Annotated in this window: 21 protein-coding genes and 1 tRNA gene; 17 read left to right on the plus strand and 5 right to left on the minus strand. The window is 62.1% G+C overall.

Features of this window, described 5'->3' with window-relative positions; translation table 11 throughout:
• The first annotated feature begins 58 nt into the window (after positions 1 to 58).
• The 16 genes from ACXYMO_RS16595 (at position 59) to ACXYMO_RS16670 (ending at position 17,266) form a co-directional block, all read left to right on the plus strand.
• Positions 59 to 1,135, plus strand: coding sequence for an ABC transporter permease (locus ACXYMO_RS16595; RefSeq protein WP_458879851.1), 1,077 nt, complete (start codon positions 59 to 61; stop codon positions 1,133 to 1,135).
• 5 nt (positions 1,136 to 1,140) lie between these two features.
• Positions 1,141 to 2,820 carry an ABC transporter ATP-binding protein gene (locus ACXYMO_RS16600; protein ID WP_458879852.1) on the plus strand — a complete coding sequence of 560 codons (1,680 nt, stop codon included), beginning with the start codon at positions 1,141 to 1,143 and terminating at the stop codon, positions 2,818 to 2,820.
• Between the two features lie 4 nt (positions 2,821 to 2,824).
• Positions 2,825 to 5,257 (plus strand): nitrite reductase large subunit NirB, encoded by a 2,433-nt coding sequence (nirB, locus tag ACXYMO_RS16605; RefSeq protein WP_458879853.1) that lies wholly within the window; start codon positions 2,825 to 2,827, stop codon positions 5,255 to 5,257.
• Complete coding sequence (nirD, locus tag ACXYMO_RS16610; RefSeq protein ID WP_458879854.1) at positions 5,254 to 5,583, plus strand: nitrite reductase small subunit NirD; 330 nt, start codon at positions 5,254 to 5,256, stop codon at positions 5,581 to 5,583. Before nirB ends, nirD begins: the two co-directional genes overlap by 4 nt.
• Entirely contained in the window at positions 5,583 to 8,213 is a 2,631-nt protein-coding gene (locus ACXYMO_RS16615; RefSeq protein WP_458880149.1) for a molybdopterin-dependent oxidoreductase, read from the plus strand. The genes nirD and ACXYMO_RS16615 overlap by 1 nt, the downstream gene beginning before the upstream one ends.
• Entirely contained in the window at positions 8,210 to 9,160 is a 951-nt protein-coding gene (locus ACXYMO_RS16620; RefSeq protein ID WP_458879855.1) for a glycosyl transferase family protein, read from the plus strand. Before ACXYMO_RS16615 ends, ACXYMO_RS16620 begins: the two co-directional genes overlap by 4 nt.
• Before the next feature lie 13 nt (positions 9,161 to 9,173).
• Entirely contained in the window at positions 9,174 to 10,601 is a 1,428-nt protein-coding gene (gene cysG, locus ACXYMO_RS16625; RefSeq protein WP_458879856.1) for a siroheme synthase CysG, read from the plus strand.
• A 634-nt stretch (positions 10,602 to 11,235) separates the two neighbouring features.
• Positions 11,236 to 11,859 (plus strand): hypothetical protein, encoded by a 624-nt coding sequence (locus ACXYMO_RS16630; RefSeq protein ID WP_458879857.1) that lies wholly within the window; start codon positions 11,236 to 11,238, stop codon positions 11,857 to 11,859.
• Between the two features lie 41 nt (positions 11,860 to 11,900).
• Entirely contained in the window at positions 11,901 to 12,410 is a 510-nt protein-coding gene (locus ACXYMO_RS16635; RefSeq protein WP_458879858.1) for a hypothetical protein, read from the plus strand.
• 1 nt (position 12,411) lies between these two features.
• On the plus strand, positions 12,412 to 12,594 hold the full coding sequence (locus ACXYMO_RS16640) for a hypothetical protein (RefSeq protein ID WP_458879859.1): 183 nt from the start codon (positions 12,412 to 12,414) through the stop codon (positions 12,592 to 12,594).
• 63 nt (positions 12,595 to 12,657) lie between these two features.
• Entirely contained in the window at positions 12,658 to 13,338 is a 681-nt protein-coding gene (locus ACXYMO_RS16645) for an imm11 family protein (protein ID WP_458879860.1), read from the plus strand.
• A 47-nt stretch (positions 13,339 to 13,385) separates the two neighbouring features.
• Positions 13,386 to 13,976, plus strand: coding sequence for a hypothetical protein (locus ACXYMO_RS16650; RefSeq protein WP_458879861.1), 591 nt, complete (start codon positions 13,386 to 13,388; stop codon positions 13,974 to 13,976).
• A gap of 198 nt (positions 13,977 to 14,174) precedes the next feature.
• On the plus strand, positions 14,175 to 14,597 hold the full coding sequence (locus tag ACXYMO_RS16655; protein ID WP_458879862.1) for a hypothetical protein: 423 nt from the start codon (positions 14,175 to 14,177) through the stop codon (positions 14,595 to 14,597).
• A 323-nt stretch (positions 14,598 to 14,920) separates the two neighbouring features.
• Positions 14,921 to 15,229, plus strand: a complete 309-nt coding sequence (locus ACXYMO_RS16660; RefSeq protein WP_458879863.1) for a DUF3489 domain-containing protein — start codon at positions 14,921 to 14,923, stop codon at positions 15,227 to 15,229.
• Positions 15,219 to 15,629 (plus strand): DUF2924 domain-containing protein, encoded by a 411-nt coding sequence (locus ACXYMO_RS16665; RefSeq protein WP_458879864.1) that lies wholly within the window; start codon positions 15,219 to 15,221, stop codon positions 15,627 to 15,629. The genes ACXYMO_RS16660 and ACXYMO_RS16665 overlap by 11 nt, the downstream gene beginning before the upstream one ends.
• Positions 15,626 to 17,266: a recombinase family protein gene (locus tag ACXYMO_RS16670; protein WP_458879865.1), complete on the plus strand. Its 1,641-nt coding sequence runs from the start codon at positions 15,626 to 15,628 to the stop codon at positions 17,264 to 17,266. The genes ACXYMO_RS16665 and ACXYMO_RS16670 overlap by 4 nt, the downstream gene beginning before the upstream one ends.
• A gap of 172 nt (positions 17,267 to 17,438) precedes the next feature.
• On the opposite strand, the gene ACXYMO_RS16675 is transcribed toward ACXYMO_RS16670, so the two are convergent.
• The 3 genes from ACXYMO_RS16675 to ACXYMO_RS16685 all read right to left on the minus strand — a co-directional run bounded on the left by ACXYMO_RS16675 (position 17,439) and on the right by ACXYMO_RS16685 (position 19,968).
• Positions 17,439 to 17,513, minus strand: a tRNA-Gln gene (locus tag ACXYMO_RS16675).
• A 67-nt stretch (positions 17,514 to 17,580) separates the two neighbouring features.
• Positions 17,581 to 18,906, minus strand: a complete 1,326-nt coding sequence (locus tag ACXYMO_RS16680) for a mechanosensitive ion channel domain-containing protein (protein ID WP_458879866.1) — start codon at positions 18,904 to 18,906, stop codon at positions 17,581 to 17,583.
• A gap of 72 nt (positions 18,907 to 18,978) precedes the next feature.
• Entirely contained in the window at positions 18,979 to 19,968 is a 990-nt protein-coding gene (locus ACXYMO_RS16685; protein WP_458879867.1) for an NADPH:quinone reductase, read from the minus strand.
• Positions 19,969 to 20,050: 82 nt separating this feature from the next.
• On the opposite strand from ACXYMO_RS16685, the gene ACXYMO_RS16690 reads away from it, so the two are divergent.
• Complete coding sequence (locus tag ACXYMO_RS16690; RefSeq protein WP_458879868.1) at positions 20,051 to 20,962, plus strand: haloalkane dehalogenase; 912 nt, start codon at positions 20,051 to 20,053, stop codon at positions 20,960 to 20,962.
• Here the strand turns inward: ACXYMO_RS16690 and ACXYMO_RS16695 are convergent.
• Positions 20,959 to 21,312, minus strand: a complete 354-nt coding sequence (locus ACXYMO_RS16695) for an antibiotic biosynthesis monooxygenase family protein (RefSeq protein ID WP_458879869.1) — start codon at positions 21,310 to 21,312, stop codon at positions 20,959 to 20,961. The two genes, ACXYMO_RS16690 and ACXYMO_RS16695, sit on opposite strands and share 4 nt — an antisense overlap.
• Complete coding sequence (locus tag ACXYMO_RS16700) at positions 21,309 to 21,632, minus strand: NIPSNAP family protein (RefSeq protein WP_458879870.1); 324 nt, start codon at positions 21,630 to 21,632, stop codon at positions 21,309 to 21,311. The genes ACXYMO_RS16695 and ACXYMO_RS16700 overlap by 4 nt, the downstream gene beginning before the upstream one ends.
• Positions 21,633 to 21,681: the final 49 nt, after the last annotated feature.

Raw genomic sequence — 21,681 nt, forward strand, 5'->3', positions numbered from 1 at the left:
CGCGTCTCGATAACCCGAGACGCGGCGCCACCGATACCTGACATCAAGGACATTTCCCATGACAACCGTCGACCCCGAATTCGCAGATACAGAGGCACGAGAGGCCCGCCGGGCCCGTCTCTTCACCCGGATCAACGCCGCAGACAAATGGTTTCAGGTGCTTGGCCTTAGCTGGATGACCCCGGTTCTCAAGGCTGCCGCCGGTGACAACCCAAAAGCCCAGGTCAAGGAAATCTGGCGCCTGCTGGCCGTTCCGCTGCTGGCGATCTGTGCCTTCCTGCTGCTTTGGGGCACCTTGGCGCCCAAGGTGCAAACATCGCTCGGGGCCGTGCCCGGACCAGCACAGGTTTGGGAAGAGGCCGTCAACTTGCACGAAGATGCCCAGGCCAAGGCGGAAAAACGCGCCGCGTTCCAGGCCAAGGTCGACCAGCTCAACGAACGGCTGATCGCCAGCGGCCGCGAACCCAAGGAACGCGCCTACACCGGCGCGCCCAGCTATTATCAGCAGATCTGGACCTCGATCCAGACGGTGTTCTTCGGCTTCCTCTTGGCTACGGTCGTGGCCGTCCCCCTGGGTATTCTGGCCGGTCTCTCGCCGACGGCGAATGCGGGTCTCAATCCGCTGATCCAGATTTTCAAACCGGTTTCGCCTTTGGCGTGGTTGCCCATCGTGACGATGATCGTCTCCGCGCTGGCCGCGACCGAGGGCGGGCTTTTCGCCAAAAGCTTCATCATCTCGGCCGTCACCGTGACCCTCTGTTCGCTCTGGCCCACGCTGATCAATACGGCGCTTGGCGTGGCGAGCATCGACAAGGACCTGGTGAACGTCTCCAAAGTTCTGAAAATGAACACCTGGACCAAGATCACCAAGCTGGTTCTGCCGTCGGCCCTGCCGCTGATCTTTACCGGGCTGCGCCTGTCGCTTGGCGTGGGCTGGATGGTGCTGATCGCCGCGGAAATGCTGGCCCAGAACCCCGGCCTCGGCAAGTTCGTCTGGGATGAATTCCAGAACGGATCAAGCTCCAGCCTCGCCAAGATCATGGTTGCAGTCTTCACCATCGGGATCATCGGCTTCCTGCTGGATCGGGTGATGTACGCGTTGCAATCCCTTTTCACCTTCACGAACAACCGGTGAGCGACATGAGCATTCTGAAGTTCGACAATGTCAGCAAATCCTTCGGCGAAGGCACACACAAGACGGATGTGCTCAAGGGGATCGACCTTGAGGTAGCCGAGGGCGAGTTTCTGGTGATCCTCGGTTTCTCGGGCACCGGCAAGACCACCTTGATCAACCTGATGGCGGGGCTTGAAAGCCCCACCAAAGGGACCGCGTCGTTCAAGGGCACGCCGATAACCGGTCCGGGCCCGGAGCGCGGGGTGATCTTTCAAAGCTACTCGCTGATGCCGTGGCTGACGGTGAACGGCAACGTGGGGCTTGCGGTGGACACGGTTTTCCCGGGTCTCGGCAAGGCGGAGAAGGCCGAAAAGGTCGCGCATTACGTGGGCATGGTGGGCCTCAGCCATGCCGCCGGCCGCCGCCCCGCGGAACTGTCGGGCGGTATGCGACAGCGGGTGAATGTCGCCCGTGCACTGGCAATGAGCCCCGAGGTGCTGCTCCTGGATGAGCCGCTTTCGGCGCTGGATGCCCTGACCCGGGCCAACCTTGCCGACGAGATCGAGCATATCTGGGAGGCCGACAAGAAAACCTGCGTCCTGATCACCAACGATGTGGACGAAGCCATCATACTTGCCGACCGGATTATCGCGCTCAATCCCGACGGGACGCTGGGCGAGGAATTCAAGGTCAGCATCCCGCGCCCGCGCGACCGCAGTGCCATGAACCATGACGATACCCTCAAGCGCCTGCGCGCCGAGGTGACGAAATACCTGATGGATGTAGGCATCGAGGCCAAGGTCGAGGGCACGCGCGAATTGCCGGATGTGACACCCATCCACGGTGTGCCGACGGCGGTGCAGAAAGCCCAGAAAGGGTTGATCGACTCCCGCTTCCTCGACTTCTCGCAATTGCACAAGATCTATCCGACCCCCAAGGGTCCCCTGACCGTGGTCGAGGATTTCGACCTCAAGATCGACCGGGGCGAGTTCATTTCACTGATTGGTCATTCGGGCTGCGGCAAGTCCACGGTTCTGACCATGGCGGCCGGCCTCAACGAGATTTCCAAGGGCGCGATCAAGCTGGACGGCCGCCACGTGGAAGGGGCCGACCCCGAGCGCGCCGTGGTGTTCCAATCGCCCAACCTGTTTCCCTGGCTGACGGCCAAGGAGAACGTGGCGATCGGGGTGGACAAGGTCTATCCCAGGGCGTCCCAGGCCGAGCGGCAGGATGTGGTGGAATATTACCTTGAACGCGTCGGTCTGGCCGACGCCATGGACAAGCCCGCCACCGACCTGTCGAACGGCATGAAACAGCGGGTGGGCATCGCCCGCGCCTTTGCGCTTTCTCCGAAACTCCTGCTTCTGGATGAACCCTTCGGAATGCTCGACAGCCTGACCCGGTGGGAGTTGCAGGAAGTGTTGATGGAGGTCTGGAGCCGCACCAAGGTGACCGCGGTCTGCGTCACCCATGACGTGGACGAAGCCATCTTGCTGGCCGACCGCGTGGTGATGATGACCAACGGGCCGCAGGCCACCATCGGCAAGATCACGTCGGTCGACCTGCCGCGCCCGCGCACGCGCAAGGCGCTGTTGGAGCATCCCGATTACTACACCTACCGGCAAGAGGTGCTCGACTTCCTTGAAGAATACGAACACGGCGCCAAGCCCAAAAAACCGGCCCAAAAGGCCATAGCGGCGGAGTGAACACATGACACAGAAACTGGTTATCATCGGGGCGGGCATGGCCTCGGGCCGGGTAATCGAACACCTGGTCGAGGACAGCCCCGGTGCTTTTGACATCACCCTGTTCAACGCCGAGCCGCGCGGCAACTACAACCGCATCATGCTCTCGCCCGTTCTGTCGGGGGAAAAGACCTATGACGAGATCGTTACCCATGACGCGGATTGGTACGAAGAGCATGGCGTGACCTGCCGCTTTGGCGAACACGTGGTCGCCATCGACCGGGAGATGAAAGTCGTCGAAGGACAGAATGGCCATGTGCCCTATGACAAGCTGATTATCGCCACAGGGTCGGCCCCCTTCATTATCCCAGTTCAGGGCAAGGACCTGCCGGGCGTCATTACCTACCGCGATCTGGACGATACCAACGCCATGATAAAGGCGGCTCAAAAGGGCGGTAAGGCGGTGGTGATCGGCGGCGGGCTTCTGGGCCTTGAAGCCGCCGCTGGCCTGGTCGAACGCGGCATGGAGGTGACTGTGCTGCACCTGATGGGCCACCTGATGGAGCGGCAACTGGACGAGGCCGCAGGCTATCTTCTGCGGCGCGATCTGGAAAAGCGCGGGATCACCATCAAGACCCAGGCGTCGACTGCCGCCATTCTGGGCGACGATCATGTCGAAGGGGTGCTGCTGGAGGACAACACCGGTCTGGAGGCCGATCTTGTCGTCATGGCGGTGGGAATTCGGCCCGAAACCCGGCTTGCCAATGATGCCAGGATCGAGGTGGCCCGTGGCATCGAGGTGAATGCGCAGATGCAAACCTCGGACCCGGACATTTTCGCCGTGGGTGAATGCGTGGAATTCGACGGTCACCTCTTTGGCCTCGTGGCCCCGCTTTACGATCAGGCCAAGGTGCTTGCCCAAGCCCTGAAGGATCAACCCGACGCTTTCGTCGTCAAGGACATTGCCACCAAGCTCAAGGTCACCGGTTGTGATTTGTTCAGCGCCGGTGATTTCGCCGAAGGCGAAGGGCGCGAAGACATCGTGTTTCGCGATCCCGCGCGCGGCATCTACAAACGGTTGGTTGTCGAAGGCGATCGGCTTGTCGGTGCGGTGATGTACGGCGACACCGCCGACGGCAATTGGTTCTTCGGGCTGATCAAGGACGGCACCGAGATCGACGAGATGCGCGACACGCTGATCTTCGGCCAGGCTTATCAGGGGGGGGACCAGGTGGACCCTCTCTCAGCCGTTGCAGCGTTACCGCGTGACGCGGAAATCTGTGGCTGCAACGGCATCTGCAAAGGCAAGATCGTGGATGCCATCGAAGGTGGCGCGACCGATCTGAACGCGGTCAAGGCCCAAACCAAGGCCAGCGCCTCTTGTGGCACCTGCACCGGGCTTGTCGAGCAACTGTTGCAGGTCACCCTAGGCGACGAGTTCGAGGTCCCAACGGCGCAGCCGGTTTGCGGATGCACCGACCTCAGCCACGAGGACCTGCGCCGCCTGATCAAGGCGCAGGAGCTGAAATCACAAGCCGCCGTCTGGCAGGAACTGGGCTGGAATACCCCGAACGGCTGCCATGTCTGCCGTCCCGCGGTGAATTTCTACCTGCTGGCCGACTGGCCGCTGGAGTATCAGGACGATCCGCAAAGCCGCTTCGTCAACGAGCGCAAGCATGCCAACATCCAGAAGGACGGCACGTTTTCCGTGGTACCGCGCATGTGGGGCGGGATCACCAACCCCGATGAGTTGCGCGCCATCGCGGATGCCGCCGACAGGTACAACGTGCCGACCGTCAAGGTGACGGGCGGGCAGCGGATCGACCTGCTGGGGGTGAAGGGCGAGGACCTGCCGGCCATATGGGCGGATCTGAACCGAGCCGGGCTTGTTTCGGGGCATGCCTATTCCAAGGGGCTGCGCACGGTGAAAACCTGTGTTGGCACCGATCACTGCCGCTTCGGCACGCAGGACAGCACCGGGCTTGGCATCAAGCTGGAACAGGCGCTTTGGGGATCCTGGACGCCGCACAAAGTCAAGCTGGCGGTCTCGGGATGTCCGCGCAACTGCGCCGAGGCAACCTGCAAGGATGTCGGCATCATCTGTGTCGACAGTGGTTATCAGGTGAACGTCGGCGGGGCGGCGGGCATGGACCTGAAGGAGACCGAACGCCTGGTCGATGTGCCCACCGAGGCCGAGGCGATCGAGGTGACCGTCGCCTTCGTGCAGCTGTACCGCGAGAATGCCAAATATCTCGACCGGCCTTACAAATGGTTGGCTAAGGTCGGGCTGGACTGGGTGAAAGACCGGATTTCGGACCTTGAGGAACGCAACCGCCTGATCGAGGCCTTCGAGCTTTCACAATCCATCTATCGCAAGGACCCGTGGGCCCAGCACGCGCAGACCCACGCGGCAGGTTATGCGCCCTTGGCAGATCTGACACTGGAGGCCGCAGAATGAGCTGGATCGACATTGGACATATCGACGACATCCCCCTGCGCGGGGCGCGGGTGGTGAAAACTCCGGTGGGCTGTGTTGCCCTGTTTCGCACGGCGCAGGCCGAGATCTTTGCCGCCTCCAACACCTGTCCGCACAAGGGCGGGCCGCTGTCCGAGGGCATCGTGCATGGGCAATCCGTCACCTGTCCGCTGCACAACTGGGTTTTCGACCTCAACTCGGGCGAAGCGCAGGGCGAGGATGGCCGCATTGCCACCTATCCCGTGCGTCTGGACGGCGCGCGTATCCTGCTGGATGGTGAGGCGGTCGGCAAGCGGAGTGCCGCGTGATGGATGGGTCGGGCCTGCCGGAAACACGCTCCACCTGCCCCTATTGCGGCGTGGGCTGCGGGGTGCTTTTGCGCCCTGATGGGCAGGGCGGGCTTGATGTGCGCGGCGACCCTGAGCATCCGGCAAACTTCGGGCGGCTTTGCTCCAAGGGATCGGCCCTTGCCGAAACGGTCGGGCTGGACCATCGCCTGCTGGCGCCACAAGTGAACGGGCAGCAGACCGGCTGGGACAAGGCGCTGCAACTGGTGGCGGACCGGTTTTCCGACACCATCGCGCAGCATGGCCCCGACAGCGTCGCCCTTTACGTTTCAGGCCAGTTGCTGACCGAGGATTACTATGTCGCCAACAAGCTGATGAAAGGCTTCATCGGCTCGGCCAATATCGACACCAACTCCCGGCTCTGCATGGCGTCCAGCGTGGCAGGGCACAAGCGCGCCTTTGGCACCGATACCGTGCCCGGCACCTTCGAGGATATCGACGAGGCCGACCTTGTGGTTCTGGTGGGCTCCAACCTCGCTTGGTGCCACCCAGTGCTCTATCAGCGCCTGATGGCCGCGCGGAAAAAGCGCGGCACCAAGACCGTCGTGATCGACCCGCGGCGCACGGCAAGCTGCGATGGGGCAGACATGGATCTGGCCTTGCAGCCCGGCAGCGATGTGGCGCTGTTCAACAGGCTGCTGGCCACGATTTCCCAGGGCGGTGCGTTGGACAAGGCCTATCTTGCACGCACCCAAGGGTTCGACGACACGCTGGCGGCGGCACAAAGCGATGACGCCTCGGTCACGGGGTTGAACGAGGATGAGATCACCGCCTTTTGCAAGCTTTGGATGCGAACCGAAAAGGTCGTGACGATCTATTCCCAAGGCGTGAACCAGTCGACCTCGGGGTCGGACAAGGTCAACGCCATTCTCAACTGTCACCTCGCCACCGGCCGGATCGGCAAGCCGGGCATGGGGCCGCTTTCGGTCACCGGTCAGCCCAACGCCATGGGCGGGCGCGAGGTGGGCGGCCTGGCCAATATGCTGGCCTGTCACCTCGATCTGGAAAACCCCGACCACCGCGCGGCGGTGCGGGATTTCTGGGAGGCTCCGGCAGTACCAGAGGCCCCGGGGCTCAAAGCGGTCGACATGTTTCGCGCGGTGGGCGACGGGCGGATCAAGGCGCTGTGGATCATCCACACGAACCCCGCCGTCTCCATGCCCGAGGCCGACACTGTGCGCGACGCCATCGCGGGCTGCGACTTTACCGTGGTCAGCGACATCACCGCGCAAACGGATACCGCGCGGCTGGCCAATGTTGTGCTGCCCGCCACCGCATGGGCGGAAAAGGACGGCACCGTTACCAATTCCGACCGCATGATCAGCCGACAGCGTGGCGTTCTGGCCGGCCCGGATCAGGCGCGCCCCGATTGGGCCATCCTGGCCGAGGTCGGGCAGCGCATGGGTTATGGCCCGGCGTTCGACTATGACAGCCCCGCCGAGATCTTCCGCGAATATGCGGCGCTGTCGGGCATCGCCGGACAGTTCGGACGGGATTTCGACATCTCCGGCCTCGCGGAACTGGAAGACCGTGACTATGCCGCGCTGACCCCGGTGCGCTGGCCTGTCACGCAGGCGCGCACAGGCGGTCGGTTTTTCGCCGACGGGCGCTTTTTTCATGCCGATGAAAAGGCGCGCTTCGTGCCGGTGACCTACCAGCCGCCCGCTTCGAAAACCGGGCCGCGCTATCCGTTTCGTTTCAACACCGGGCGGTTGCGCGACCAGTGGCACACGATGACCCGCACCGCGCTCTCTCCGCGATTGTCGGCCCATATGCCAGAGCCGTTCATCGACCTGCACCCCGATGACGCAAAGGCCCAGGGCATTCAGCCCGCGGACCTCGTGCAGCTGCACAACCCGCAAGGTCAGGCGATCCTGCGCGCCCGCATCTCCGACACGGTGCAGCCCGGTCAGGTGTTTGCGCCCATGCATTGGACAGGCGAAACCGCCCCCTCCGCCCGGATTGACGCCCTTGTCGCCGCCGTGACCGATCCGGTCTCGGGCCAGCCGGAAAGCAAGGCCAGTGTCGTCGCCCTGCGCCCGTTCAAGGCGGCATGGTATGGCTTTGCCGTTTCGCGGGGGGAAATGACCCCGAATGCGGAATACTGGGCCGTGGCGCGCACCGCGCAAGGCTATCGTGCCGAGCTGGCGGGCCTGACGCCCTGCCCCGATTGGGAGGCCGAGGCCAAGCGCCTTTTCGGCGCACCCGAGGCTGACGTCGCCTCGATCATCGATGCGATGCGCGGTGTGGCTCGCTTGGCCCTTTACGAGTCCGGCACCTTGATCGGCGCCTTGTTCGTTGCCCCCCGGCCCGTGGCCGTGATGCGCGACTATCTGGTGAGATTGCCCGGAAGCGACGCGGCAGGCGTGCTGCAAGGTCGCCCGGCGTCGGATGTGCCGAACCCGGGCCCGGTTCTGTGCTCCTGTCTGGGGGTGGGTGTGAACACCATCGTCGAGGCCGTCGAAGCCCAATCCCTGATGTCGGTGGAGGCGATCGGCGAGGCGCTGGGGGCTGGCACGAATTGCGGCTCATGCCGCCCGGAGATCGCCGCGCTCCTGCAAGGCTTGCGGAACCCGGAGGCGGCGCAATGAGCCTGGCCGATCATGTGCGGACCCTGGGTCGCGGTCCGGGGCGATCTCGTTCCCTGACCGAGGCCGAGGCCCATGATGCCATGCGCCTGATGCTGTCCGGCACCGCCGCCCCCGAGGCTGTGGGCGCGCTGCTGATGCTGTTGCGCATGAAGGGCGAAACCGCCGGGGAAATTGCCGGGCTTGCCCGCGCGGCGCAGGCCGGCGCGCCCAGGATTGACGCCGTCGATCTGGACTGGCCAACCTACGCGGCGGGCCGCACCCGTGGCGCACCATGGTTCCTGTTTTCCGCCACCACGGTGGCGCAGGCGGGGCACCGGGTCTTGCTGCATGGCTGGAACGGTGCGGACCGGAAGGTGCGCGATGGCCTCGAAGCCGCCGGGATCGCCACCGCGCGCACCGCCGAGGAGGCCAACCAGCTCCTGGATCGCCGTGGCATCGCCTACTTGCCGCTTGAAACCCTGCATCCCGGTCTGTTCCGGCTTTTGACCCTGCGCGAGGTTCTGGGCTTGCGCTCCTGCATCAACACGGTCTGCCGCATGTTGAACCCGGGCCGCGCGCAGGCCAGTGTGCAGGGTGTCTTTCACCCCTCCTATCGTCTGCTCCAGGCCGATGCCGCCGCCAGGCTGGGGTGGACCAGCCTGAGCGTGATCAAGGGCGGCGGTGGCGAGTTCGAACGCCACCCGTCCAAGCAAATCGAGGCATTCGGGCTGCGGCAAGGGCGACATTGGAACTCGACGCTGCCCGCATTGGTGGATGAAACCCGCAGGCTGGCCGCCGCGTCGGCCCCACCACTCAGCGCGGCGCAGGACACTCAGGCGCTTCCGGCCTTCGAAACACACACCATTGTCGGCACGGCCGCCCTCGCCCTGGACACGCTCGGGCAAGCGAACGCGGCCAAGCGTGCCGCGGCGCTCTGGCGCGCGTCGGCCCATCTTCAACCCGCCTGAAAAGGACCCCGCCATGAAATCCTTTCCCATGTTCATTCGCACCAGCGGGCGTCGCGTCGTCATCGTGGGTGGCGGCGAACAGGCCGCGCAAAAAACCCGGCTGATGCTGAAAACCGATGCCGCCATCGTTCTGGTCGCCGCGCATCTGGAACCCGAGCTTGAGGGGATCGTGGCCGAGGGCAAGGCGCAACATGTCCCCGAGATTTCGGCGGAGCTATTCAAGGACGCGGCCATGGTCTTTGTCGGCACCGGCTGTCCCGGGTTTGATGCGGCGGTGCATGGGGTGGCCAAGGCCATGGGTTGCGCGGTGAACGTGGTGGATCAGCCCGAGCTGTGCGACATGACCACGCCCGCGATCGTCGATCGTGATCCGATCGTCGTGGCGATCGGGAGTGAAGGCACCGCGCCGGTTCTGACCCGGGATATCAAGACCCGCCTCGAACGGACGCTGCCGCAAAACCTTGGCGGCCTGGCCGCTCTGGCCGGGCGCTTGCGCCGCAGCGTCGAGGCGCATGTGCCCCGCGCACAACGGCGCGCGCTTTGGGCCTGGGTGTTCAAGGGCGCGCCGCGTGATCTCTGGGTCCGCGGAGGAGAACGCGAGGCGGCCCGCAAGGTCAAGGCGGCCATCGCTTCGGGCGAACCCCCGCAAGAGGCGGCGCGAGGCTTTGTCTCGCTGGTCGGCGCGGGGCCGGGCGCGCGCGATCTGATGACCCTGCGCGCGGTCGAACGCCTGCAGGAGGCCGATGTGATCTTCTATGACCGTCTGGTCGACAAAGAGGTCCTGGAACTGGCCCGCCGCGATGCCGAACGGGTTTACGTGGGCAAACATGTCGGCGCACACAGCTGGCCTCAGGACAGGATCAACCGAATGATCGTTGCCGAGGCGCTGAAAGGCCGCCGGGTGGTGCGTCTGAAATCGGGCGATCCCGCGGTCTTCGGGCGCGCCACCGAAGAGATTGACGCGGCCAGGGCCGCCGGCGTCCCGGTTGAACTTGTCCCGGGTGTCACCGCGGCATCCGCTGCGGCCTCGGCCCTTGGGCAAAGCCTGACAGAACGCGGGGTGGCCAACACCTTGGTTCTGGCGACGGGGACAGGTCATGACAAGGACCCTTTGCCGGATTGCACACGCCTGTCCGGACCGGGCACAACCACAGCCTTCTACATGTCGGTCGGGCAAGCTGCGCGGATATCAGAGGCGATGATGGATCAGGGCCTGCCTGCGCAGGCGCGTGTTCAGATTGCCGTTGACGTGTCGAAGCCGAGTCAACGGCTTTTGGAGTCCGGGATCGCGGCGTTGCCCGAGACGCTTGCCACGCATGCAGTCACGGGCTGTGCCATATTGCTGGTGACTTGGCCTGAAAGCCAGGCGTCACTTGACGAGCATCGCGTCACCAGGTTGCCTGGAACTCCCAACCACAAACAATTGCCAGTTGGTGCCTGAGCTTCGCTACTTTCCCAAGCGTCCCAGGACCGGATCGGCAGGCTTGCCGCTGGTTTCCACCTCATCTCGGAAGGGGTGAGTGGGTCTTAAACATCCATCCCAGCTTTGCAGGCACCTCGAAAACACAACACGGGCCACCAAGGTCCGTTTTTACGAGCGGCGTCACTGTAACGACAGATTGAGGGCAACGACAGCGACTGGCGGGAAAGGCGCGACCAGAGCACGCAACTCTGCAGGGTCCGCTTTCCTGGGATAGCTGCCAACGGCGCAAATCGCAGCATTGGTCCAAATGGGCTCAAAGCGGCCCTTCGTTACAGGCGGCCCACAGCTGCCAATCAATGCTCCTATTCGTTTCTGCATTGCAGAGGACGTTTCTGACATTCTCGGTTTTCCGTTGAGCACCGTGGCTCATTAATCGGGCCAAGTGTCCGCCCGATTTGAGACATTTGTAGAAAACCAATCCACAGGCAGTCGCCATCATAAGTCCACAATACTGCCCAATGACGGTGTTGTATGACCGCTATCGTTCTGGAACTGTTTATGTATTTCTTGCCCTAACAACCTTCTTTCCCGGAACGAAATTTGAGAAAGGAAACTTGGGGCGAAGCAAGGTGGAAGACGGAGGTTAGGACTGATGCCTCGGATCATCGATACGCTGTACGGTCGCGACGCCTATGACATTTCGGGGTGGTGGCATCCGGACCACGACCTGACCAAGGCCAACCTCTCCCGTTTCAATGTGCCTTCCGATGACATGTTGCCGCTGCATATCAAGTTGGCCACGGCACCAAATATCTTGCCGGGGCTGACATCACTTGCGACGAACATGATCTATGCCGATGCACAGGCGCGGGCGATCCTTGAACGGTTCGAACCTGGAAAGCTGCGCTTTTCTCCCGTGGTCGTGCATATGCCGAAAGGCAGGCTCTACGATGGCGAAATCAGCCTGCTGACCCTGCCGCCGTCCTGTCTGGTCAAGGATGGCCTCGTAAGGGAACAGTTGGATGTCAGGCTTGTTGAAAATTACAGGATCCCGATAGGTGGCGGGAAGTTCCTCGACGGCAAGCCTTACCTTCGCCCGACGCATGAACCGCCACGCCTGATGTGGAACCGGCGCACCGTTGGCGACCGGCACATCTGGGCGGACGACATGCTGCCCAGCAAGATCATCATTTCGGACGAACTGTATGCTGCCCTGAAAGAAGCTGGCGTCACCGGGTACCAGGCACAGGAAAGCCGTTTCGCAACCGAGCAATGAGGACCTGTCCCCCAACAGTCGGAACGAAAGGAAATTACGCGATGTTCAGGTTTGGCGACACCCCCGGGACGATCATTGACGATGCCAGTGGGGCAACTCTTAGGTACCTGGGTCAGGTCGGAGATCGATTCCACTTAGCCGTTTATGAATACAAAGGTCCGGGCCAGACCTTCCGATTGGAGGTCCGGCCGGAGCATGGGCGGCGTCAGGCCGAGGCCGCCTTGCCGTATGCCAACCGCCCGAAAGGCAAAAAAATGTCTGACTGGGACGCGGCGCTCAAAGCCTGGTTGGAAGGTCGTAAGTTCCTGCACATGCAAATCGACAAGGTCGATGACGCGGCCATGCCGCTGCCCCTGCCGTTGGCCGAAACCATTTTGCGCATGCTCGTTTTCAGCAAGTCGCAATCCTCGGGCTTGTCAAAGGCCTTCAAGATTTTTACGGCGGGGTTTTCCAACGGCGACCCGAAAAGCCGTAACTGGCGCCAAAAGCCCGTGTATCTGAAGATCGATGAGTCCGGCGCCTTTGTCGCCAACGTCTCTGGGGAGTGGTGACGTGGCTCTATCTGAAATGGCGCTTGATGCATTGCTCGAACACATGATTGCGGACGATTTGCGGCTGCATCCGCTGATCGGGCGCCTGGATACGCCCGACCTGTTCCTGTCGAACAGGCTGAAGGCCGCGATCGACGAGGCGGGGCTGCGCATTCCGAAGAATTTCAAGATGAAGGTGGCTTGACATGGGCGTGATGCGAGGCAGCGGGCAACGCAAACAATCTGACCGCAATAAAGGAAACACCTGATGGCCTGGGGCTTCATGTATCCGAACGGCTTTGGTGATTACCTGCCCGAAGGTGCCGATTTCGCTGATCGCGACGCACGGCTGAGCAAAGTCTTCCAGACGCAGATGACCGACGCCGAGCGGGCGGCGTTTAACAACCGTTTTAGCAAGTACAGGCTGTCCGTGACCGAAAAGTTTCGCGCGGGCGACGTGGTTCTTGAAGATCACGAAAAGCCGACGCAGCTGGTCATTCCGAGAACCCCCCGGGCGCTTGGCTCCATCTTCTGGATTGCAAACGGTTTCATCATCGTCGAACAGGCGGTTCGCGACATCGTCGAAAGCCTCGAGCCGGGGCGGCACCAGTTCTGGAACATCGACATACAGCTGCCCAAGGACAAATCCGACGGGCGCTCGTGGAACGTGCTTGTGATTGGTCAAAGCTGCGCGGCTTTCCTGCGTGACAAGACCGATCCCTCTGCCCTTGCAACTTCGTTTGACCGGTTCGTTTCCCTGAATCCGACGAAAAAGAGTTTCGGTGCGGTTGTCCTGGATGCCGCAATGATCGGAGATTGCCACCTTTGGCGCGATCCGACAGTCATCAATCCAAAATTCTTCGTTTCCGATCGCCTGATGGCCAGGCTCGACGCCGCCGGTTTACGGCTGCCGAAGCATCTTCAAGTCAAGGAATTGTGGGGGGAGTGACCGGGATATGTGGTGCGGCGAGTATGGGGCCCGAAAAGGTTGTTGGCATGAAACTTGATGATATCGAATACCATCCGGTTTCCGGGACCTCCAAGGTGGGCGGCTTCGAAGTCCGGAACCGGCAGACCGCAAGCTGGTTCAAGCCCGTCATGTCTCATGGGGTTGATCGAAGAATGTATTTCGCCTTCTCGATCAACCTGCCCGGCGAGGGCCTGACATTGGTCGGCAGTTTCTGCGAGGAGACCCAAAGCTTGTACAACCTCCCCCCGGATTGCCCGCCCGACCTGGTCGAAAGGTTCGAACAAATGCCCGCCGGGCGACGGTTCTGCCGTTACTGCTTGATCACCGATTTCCAGGTGGACGAGGGTCCGAACCCGGCCTTGCTGGATGCTGATGACCGGGAGGCGGTGGTTTCGGAAATTCTGTTTTTCTACAACGCGACGCGGATGGCCTGGAACGACCATAACGACCGGAAACTATTGCGTCTTCACCTCGAACTGCACGCGCGAAAACATGCGCAAAGGGTTGATGCAGCCCCCGTTCCTCCGGGGCTTGTCGACTTTCATCCTTCGTGCTGCCCCGCACTTCATGCCCGCTTCGCGAACCGAAAGGATGGTCACCATGTTCGGGTCGTCTGATGCGCGTCCGCGCGTGCCTGCATGGGTCATCGACTGTTTGGTGCGACTATGGTTCGAAAGCCAGTCGTCAACGCGGCTGAACATCCTGGGCGACGAACTGCCCGGCCGAACCCATTACCCCGACACGTTGGATTTCCATCCCTCGGAACTGAACAGGGCCTTTCGGGCAGTGCGACGTGCGGAAGGAGTGCCAGCAAGTTGATCACGATTATCGAAGACAAAAAAATCCGCCGCGATGGCGACTACGAAACGCACGAGGTGATCTCAAGCGATGGGTCGCGGATGAAATACGCAACGAACACCCGGACCGGCAGTGTTTTCAAGGAAGTCTGGTACGACAGGGAGGTAATGCTTCAGCACGGCCATCTGGAGATGGTCCTGTCGTCGAGCGGGCGCCGCTGCGAGGGGGCGGTGGGAATCGATGGCCTCGCGTCAGAGACCTGGGCCAGACAGCTGGACGTGGACTACGTCGAGCCGGAGGATGCTGCGGCGAGGAACGCCTATCGGAACGATTTTAGGAACAAGTTCGGCTCGTGCTTCGTTCTGACAGTGCTGAACTTCCCCTGGTCGGATACTGGTCGAATCCAAAGAAGACCTGGGTCAGGCGATCAAGCCCATTGAAACCCGAGACAAACCGCTTTTGATCGAGCTGCGATTGGACCCGAACGACGTGCCGCGAATGCGGATCTGATCAAGTGGAATTAAAGAACACCGATGTTCCAGCCCAAAGGTCGGCTTTCAAACTTGGTGCCTGTTCATCCCGTGCCCGCAGCGAACTTCCGCTTCCCGCCCTTTCCGTCGAGAAACGACTGGACTTCCCGAGCCGCCAGAGCGGTACTGTCTCCAGCGACGCATCCCCTTGGTCGTCACCTTCCGCCCGGATCTCCGGGCTCTGCCTGGTAGCAGGAGCAGGTCGCTCCTGAAGCTCAGCAAAGGAGACAGCCATGAAGTCCGCTAAATTGAACCCGCCCAAGACCAATGCGAGGGCAAAGCCTGCGGCTCGACAGAATACGAAGAAGGTCCAGCTGATCCGGATGCTGACCGGCGAGACCGGCACAGACGTCGCAGCGGTCGGCAAGAAGCTTGGCTGGCAGAACCATACGACACGCGCCGCGCTGACCGGACTTCGCAAGGCCGGATACGTGATCGCTGCGGAGAAGCCTGCAGATGGCAAACTGACGCGATACCGGATCATGGCAGAGCCGAAGACCACTAGCCCGGCGCAGGCAGGAGCAACGTCCGGTGCCGGGTAAGCCCAATCCCGAGAGGGATCGGGTCTGCCGGCGGTGGGCGGAGGCCTTCGGGTCTCCGCCTCCGCCGTATCTGTCAGTCGGCTTCATGGAGACCTCGCTGACCTACGACGCCCAGTGTCGGGCGCATGGCGGACTGCCAGCCGCAACGAAGAAAGTGTTGCGCGGCGTCGCAGAGGGACGGCCGGTCGCGGAGGCGTCAAGGGTCAGGCTGCGCCCCGGCGCACATCTCGTGCGGGAATGGAACGGGCGGGCCTACCTGGTCGAGGTACTGTCCGAGGGTTACCTCATGGATGGGCGGACCTGGGCATCGCTCTCGGCGATTGCAAAGCACATCACAGGCACGACCTGGTCCGGACCGCGGTTCTTTGGTCTGGCCGGAAGGGCAGGGGACAGGCCATGAAGAAAATCCGCTGTGCCATCTACACTCGTAAGAGCTCGGAGGACGGGCTGGAGCAGGAGTTCAACTCGCTCGATGCCCAGCGGGAGGCTTGTGCTGCCTATGTCGCCAGCCAGAAGCATGAAGGCTGGGTGCTGCAGCCTGAGTACTATGACGATGGGGGCCTTTCGGGAGGATCATTGGAACGCCCGGCGCTGCAGCGCCTGCTGGAGCATGTGCGGCAGGGTCAGGTGGACCAGATCGTGGTCTACAAGATCGACCGGCTGACGCGGTCGCTGGCGGACTTCTCGAAGATCGTCGATATCCTCGATGCTGCCGACGCCTCCTTCGTCTCGGTCACCCAGTCGTTCAACACGGCCACCAGCATGGGGCGGCTGACGCTCAACATGCTGCTTTCCTTTGCCCAGTTCGAGCGTGAGGTGACGGCGGAACGCATCCGGGACAAGATCGCAGCCTCCAAGCGCAAGGGGCTCTGGATGGGAGGCTCCGTTCCCATGGGCTATGATCCGGATGGCCGCACGTTGAAGATCAACGACCCGGAAGCAAGGACGATCACAACGCTCTATGATCTCTACGAACACCTGGGCACGGTTCGGGCCGTCAAGGAGGAGGTGGATCGGCTCAAACTGCGCAGCCGTGCCAGAACCTCGAGCAGCGGACGGATCACAGGCGGCAGTGTCTTCGACCGGGGCCATATCCATCATATTTTGACCAACCCGATCTATGCCGGGCGTATCCGGCACAAGGGAAAGGTCTATGAGGGGCAGCATGAGGCCATTATCGACCCGAACCGTTGGGACAGGGTTCAGGAGAGCTTGCAGGCCGGTGCAGCGCGCAGCCGTGACAAATCCTCTGCACAACGTAAAAGCCTGCTCTGCGGCAAGCTCTTTGACGAGACCGGTGATCGGCTGACGCCCTCGCACTCCAAGACAAAGGCCGGTGTTCGGCTAAGGTATTATATCTCGCACCGACTGGTTGCGCAGAGTGGTCAACCGCATCCCGACGCCTGGCGGCTGCCAGCCGAAGAGCTGGAACAGAAAGCTTCAGATCTCGTCCGGTCGTTCCTGTCAGACCAGACCTTCGCGGTCCGGCTGGTCCCGGGCGCCTCCGCAGATGCGATTGGCAAACACGCGAAAGCCATCTCGTCGTTGGCTGTCAGGGCTGATCGACCCAGATTGCTCGAACTGGTCAGGCAGGTCGACATCGCCCCTGGTTCACTGACGCTTCGTCTCGACGCAACGAGGCTTGCAGAGCTGATCGACGCTGATCCGGCCGAACTCGACGACACCAGCTTTGTTCACAACAAACCATTCCAGCTTCGCAAGCGGGGCGTGGAAACCAAGATCATCCTGGCGGATGCTCCAGCGGACACAGACGAAACCCTGATCCGAAACATTGCCAAAGCGCATGCCTGGTTCGAGCGGATCAAGGCCGGAGAAACCTTCGCGGGTATTGTCGGCACCGAGAACACCTCGAAGCGACGAATCCAGCAACTGATCGGCCTGGCCTTCCTGGCGCCGGACATCGTTCGGGATGTGCTGGATGGCAAGCAGCCCATCGGCTTCACGTCCGAATGGTGCCTGCGCCACGATCTGCCGTCGGACTGGACTGCACAGCGCCAGCTTCTGGCGACTCTCTGATCCACACTTCCTCAACCTCGTATGGCGAATTCGGCCAGTGCAGACTTTTGCAGATCTGAGGGCTATTTGCAGGGGTGTTCAGCGTCTGCGCAGACGCACCTGCCGCGCAGGCCTTTGAAACTGCGCCATTAGTACAGGCACACCTTGCATGGTCTCGATTCAGGAAAGTGTGTGGCTGGGGTGGTAGGATTCGAACCTACGATACACAGTACCAAAAACTGCTGCCTTACCACTTGGCTACACCCCAACGGTGAGCGGCTAATTAAGCTGCTCTGTCCGACTGTGCAAGAGGTGAATTGCCAAAAAATGCCCGGCTATTCTTCGGGGGCGTCCTGATGTAGCAGGTCGCCTTCTTTCTGTTCGCGGCGTTCCGTCTCGACGATCTTTTCCAGTTCGGCTTCGGCGGTGGCGTGGACCTCCTGCGCGACGATTTCCGGCGCGGGTGCTTCCGGGACCGGTGCGGCGGTGGCTGCCTGCGGGATGTGTTCCGCGCCCGGCAGTCCGGTTCCGATGATCCGGAACGTGGGTTCGGGCATCTTGATCCCGGCGGCATCGAATGCGGCAAGGCACAGGCGCGATGCCTCGCTTTTGGCAAGTTGGAAGCTGGTTTTGTGCTGTTCGATCCAGCAGGCCACCCTCAGGATAACTGTGCTGTCGCCCAGTTCCTCGATCCAGACCGACGGCGCGGGCTGTTCCAGAACGAACGGCAGACCCTGCACCGTTTCCAGCGCCAGCGCCTGTGCAGCGGCCAGATCGGTGTCATAAGCAACCCCCAGATCGATGAGGAACCGGCGCTCGTCGTTGCGGGTGAAATTGACGATCCGGCTTTTGAAAACGGTCGCGTTCGGGATGCGGATATGGTTGCCGTCAAAACTCAGCAGGATGGTGGCCCGGCTGGTCAGGCGGATCACCTTGCCGGTGTCGCCCTCGATTTCGATCGTGTCATTGGGGCGGAACGGCTGGCGCATGGACAACAGGACCGACGCGATGAAATTTTCCACCGTGTCGCGCACCGCGAAACCGATGGCCAGACCAACGATCCCGGCGGCGCCAAGGATGGTCGATAAAAGGGCCGTTGCCCCAAGGATATCAAGCGCAATCACCACCCCGCCCACGACAAAAGCGATGCGCAGGATCTGGCGATAGATATCGGCGATGAACAGGTTGGGTGCGATCCGCTCCCACGGTTGCCGCAGCCGCGCAAGCAGAAAGCCGAGCGCGGTGACCAGAACAAAGGCCAGCAACGCCACGGTCAACAGCGGCAAAAAGGCAATAAACTGCATCAGGCGCACGCGGAACCGTTCGACCGCCGGGTTCAGACGCTCCACGACATCCGTTGTTTCGGTGACCTCGTTTTCGATGGCCACCACACCCTCGACCCGGCGGGCGATTTCATTCAGCCGTGCCGCCGTGGGTTTGTCGATGGTGGTGCCACGTAATGTGACAATGCCGGACGACACGGTAACGGTAACGTTTTTAAATCCTTCAAGCTCGGACAGGATATCGCGGATGCGCACCGCGATGGCGGCATCCTGCGCGGCGCTGTCCTCGACCGTGATTGTGCCTTCGGGTTGATCCGATTGCTGTGCTTGCAATGAGAACGGCAAGAACAGGAGCAGGCAAACAAGAAGAATACGCATGGCAAATCCGCATGGGTCAGAACAATGTCGTCAGCCTAGTCGCGCACAGGCCGGGGCGCAAAGCGAAACCGGTCAGGACGTGCGCACCAGAATGGCCCCGGCGCGGTTGCCGGCCTCGACCGCCATATGGGCTGCTGCGCAATCGGGGAGGTCATAGATACGCTCGACCGGGCAGGTCAGTGCGCCGTCGGTCAGCGCCTTGGCAAGCCGGTCGATCGTGGCGCGGCGCTGCTCGGGTGTAAGCAGGTAAACCAGGGCCATTTCCAGTGTCACGGCTTTGAACATCAGCGGATAAAACGGCAGGGTTGGCGACATGTTGAGCGCCGAGCCATAGGCATTGATCCGCCCGTTGGTGGCAATCACGGCGGTATCCACATCTACGTTATGGCCGAATTCGACCTCGACGATCCGCTCGACAGGCGCGCCACCATTGGCCGCCAGGATCTGATCGGCCACGTCAGGGGCAGAGTAATCCACCACCGCGTCGGCCCCGGCGGCAAGGGCGCGGTCGGCACCGGCGCCGCGGGCGGTGGCGATCACCTTGGCGCCGCCCCATTTGGCCAGTTGCACGGCCAGGTAACCAACCGTCCCTGCGCCGCCCTGAACCAGAACGGTCTGGCCGGTGATCGGCCCGCCGCTGAATACGGTGTAACAGGCTGTCAGCCCCGGAATGCCCAGAACGGCCCCGGTTTCCAGCGAAACACTGTCGGGCAGGCGAACGGCCTGTTCCGAGGGCAGGGTGATATGGGTGGCGGCAGTGCCATGGGCGCGTTGCCATTGTCCGTTCCAGATCCAGACCCGTTGCCCGATGCGGGCCTTGTCCACACCGTCACCCACCGCGCGGATCACCCCGGCGCCATCACTGTGCGGAATGATCGTTGGAAACGGCAGTTCGGTCACGCCTGCGCGCGCGCCGGCCCTGGCCTTGACGTCCGATGGGTTGACGCCGGAAAAGGCCAGTTCGACCAGAACCTCGCCCGCCTGGGGGGCGGGTGTTTCGATGTCCTCAAGGCTCAGAACGTCGGCCGCGGGTCCAAAGGCGCGATAAGTGATGGCGTGCATGGCGTATCCTTTCCAGCATGGTCGCGTCGTTACACTAGCCCGGATGCCACCGGATGCTAGGGTAATTGCAGGAGGATTTGATATGAAAGTATTGCGTACCCCGGACGACCGGTTTCAGGGTCTCAGGGATTATCCCTTTGATCCGCATTATCTTGAGGTGGACGATACCGAAGGCGGACGCCTGCGGGTGCATTATCTGGACGAAGGTCCGCGCGACGCTGCGCCGGTACTTTGCCTGCACGGGGAGCCGAGTTGGTCCTATCTCTATCGCCATATGATCCCGCTGTTTACCGGGCGGGGGCACCGCGTCATCGCGCCGGACCTCGTCGGGTTTGGACGGTCTGACAAACCGACCGAGCGCGGCGATTACACCTATCAGCGGCATGTCGATTGGATGGCGGCTGTATTGCGCCAATTGGATATGCGCGACATTACACTGGTCTGTCAGGACTGGGGCGGGTTGATCGGGTTGCGCCTGTGGGCCGACATGCCCGACCTTTTCGCGCGTGTGGTGGTGGCGAACACGGCCCTTCCAACTGGCGACCAGCCGATGGGCAAGGCGTTTGAGGCTTGGCGCGCCTACAGTCAGGAAACGCCGGAATTCAACGCCGGGCGGATTGTCCATGGCGGCACCGTCAGCAAGCTGAGCGATGACGAGATCGCGGCCTACAACGCGCCTTTCCCCGATGACAATTACCAGGCCGGTGCCCGCCAGTTCCCAATGCTGGTGCCCTGCACACCTGACGACCCGGCCAGCGCGGCCAACCGCGCGGCGTGGACGGTTTTGCGCGGGCTGGATACCCCGGTGCTGACGGCCTTTGGGGCCGATGACAAGGTGATGGCCGGGGTGGACAGGACGTTTCAGGAACTGCCCGGCGCGCAGAACCAACCGCATGTGATCCTGCCCAAAGCGGGTCATTTCCTGCAGGAGGACGTCGGCGACCAGCTGGCCGCGCTGACCAACGCGTTCATCGAACGCACGCGCACCGTCTAACTGGTGCTGGAGTGCGCCGCGACGCTGTCAGCCGGGGCCTCGTCCCGGTCGAACATGCCGTAATCGCGGATCACATGCGCCACTTTCAGCCGGTAATCGGCGAATATCCCGCCGCGCCCCTTGGACTGGGCCGCGCGATGTTTCTCCAACTGCCGCCATTCGTTCACCGCCTCTTCATCGCGAAAGAACGAGATCGACAGCAACTTTTCGGGATTGGTCAGGCTTTGAAACCGCTCGACCGAGATGAACCCGTCAACCTTTTCAACCAAGTCGCGCATCGACGTGGCGAGGGACAGATATTGGTCCTTGCGCCCCTCGGCGGGCACGACTTCGAAGATGATGGCGATCATTTTGCGTCTCCATGTGGGGCCGAGGCCAGCGTCAGCCAGGTGCGATCCTCGCGCAACAGAAACTTTTCCTTTTGTGCGAATTCGTAATTCTCGCGCCCCAGCGGGTCGGCAGCAAGGCGCGCGCGGTAGTCCTCATAGGCCGCAAGGCTGGGGATATTGTAAATTCCATAGGCCAATGTGCTCGATCCCTCATGCGGGGCGAAATACCCGATCAGGTCGGCGCCACAGCGCGGAATTGCCTGGCCCCAGTTTCGCGCATAGCGTTCGAACTGGGCCTTTTTGGTGGGGTCGATGTGATAGCGGATCACGCAGGTCAGCATGAGGAGGGTCCTTTCATTTGTGTCTCTGTCTTTTTAGCCGGTTGAGTAG

The sequence above is a fragment of the Arenibacterium sp. CAU 1754 genome, from assembly GCF_054482635.1.

Bases quoted from the DNA above. Each gene is read 5' to 3' on its own strand.
- ACXYMO_RS16685 (WP_458879867.1), bottom strand. From the start codon at position 19,968: ATGCACGCCATCACTTATCGCGCCTTTGGACCCGCGGCCGACGTTCTG.
- ACXYMO_RS16680 (WP_458879866.1), bottom strand. From the start codon at position 18,906: ATGCGTATTCTTCTTGTTTGCCTGCTCCTGTTCTTGCCGTTCTCATTG.
- ACXYMO_RS16615 (WP_458880149.1), top strand. From the start codon at position 5,583: ATGGATGGGTCGGGCCTGCCGGAAACACGCTCCACCTGCCCCTATTGC.
- ACXYMO_RS16670 (WP_458879865.1), top strand. From the start codon at position 15,626: ATGAAGAAAATCCGCTGTGCCATCTACACTCGTAAGAGCTCGGAGGAC.
- cysG (WP_458879856.1), top strand. From the start codon at position 9,174: ATGAAATCCTTTCCCATGTTCATTCGCACCAGCGGGCGTCGCGTCGTC.
- ACXYMO_RS16690 (WP_458879868.1), top strand. From the start codon at position 20,051: ATGAAAGTATTGCGTACCCCGGACGACCGGTTTCAGGGTCTCAGGGAT.
- nirD (WP_458879854.1), top strand. From the start codon at position 5,254: ATGAGCTGGATCGACATTGGACATATCGACGACATCCCCCTGCGCGGG.
- nirB (WP_458879853.1), top strand. From the start codon at position 2,825: ATGACACAGAAACTGGTTATCATCGGGGCGGGCATGGCCTCGGGCCGG.
- ACXYMO_RS16650 (WP_458879861.1), top strand. From the start codon at position 13,386: ATGAAACTTGATGATATCGAATACCATCCGGTTTCCGGGACCTCCAAG.
- ACXYMO_RS16600 (WP_458879852.1), top strand. From the start codon at position 1,141: ATGAGCATTCTGAAGTTCGACAATGTCAGCAAATCCTTCGGCGAAGGC.
- ACXYMO_RS16635 (WP_458879858.1), top strand. From the start codon at position 11,901: ATGTTCAGGTTTGGCGACACCCCCGGGACGATCATTGACGATGCCAGT.
- ACXYMO_RS16695 (WP_458879869.1), bottom strand. From the start codon at position 21,312: ATGATCGCCATCATCTTCGAAGTCGTGCCCGCCGAGGGGCGCAAGGAC.
- ACXYMO_RS16620 (WP_458879855.1), top strand. From the start codon at position 8,210: ATGAGCCTGGCCGATCATGTGCGGACCCTGGGTCGCGGTCCGGGGCGA.
- ACXYMO_RS16700 (WP_458879870.1), bottom strand. From the start codon at position 21,632: ATGCTGACCTGCGTGATCCGCTATCACATCGACCCCACCAAAAAGGCC.
- ACXYMO_RS16660 (WP_458879863.1), top strand. From the start codon at position 14,921: ATGAAGTCCGCTAAATTGAACCCGCCCAAGACCAATGCGAGGGCAAAG.
- ACXYMO_RS16645 (WP_458879860.1), top strand. From the start codon at position 12,658: ATGGCCTGGGGCTTCATGTATCCGAACGGCTTTGGTGATTACCTGCCC.
- ACXYMO_RS16630 (WP_458879857.1), top strand. From the start codon at position 11,236: ATGCCTCGGATCATCGATACGCTGTACGGTCGCGACGCCTATGACATT.
- ACXYMO_RS16595 (WP_458879851.1), top strand. From the start codon at position 59: ATGACAACCGTCGACCCCGAATTCGCAGATACAGAGGCACGAGAGGCC.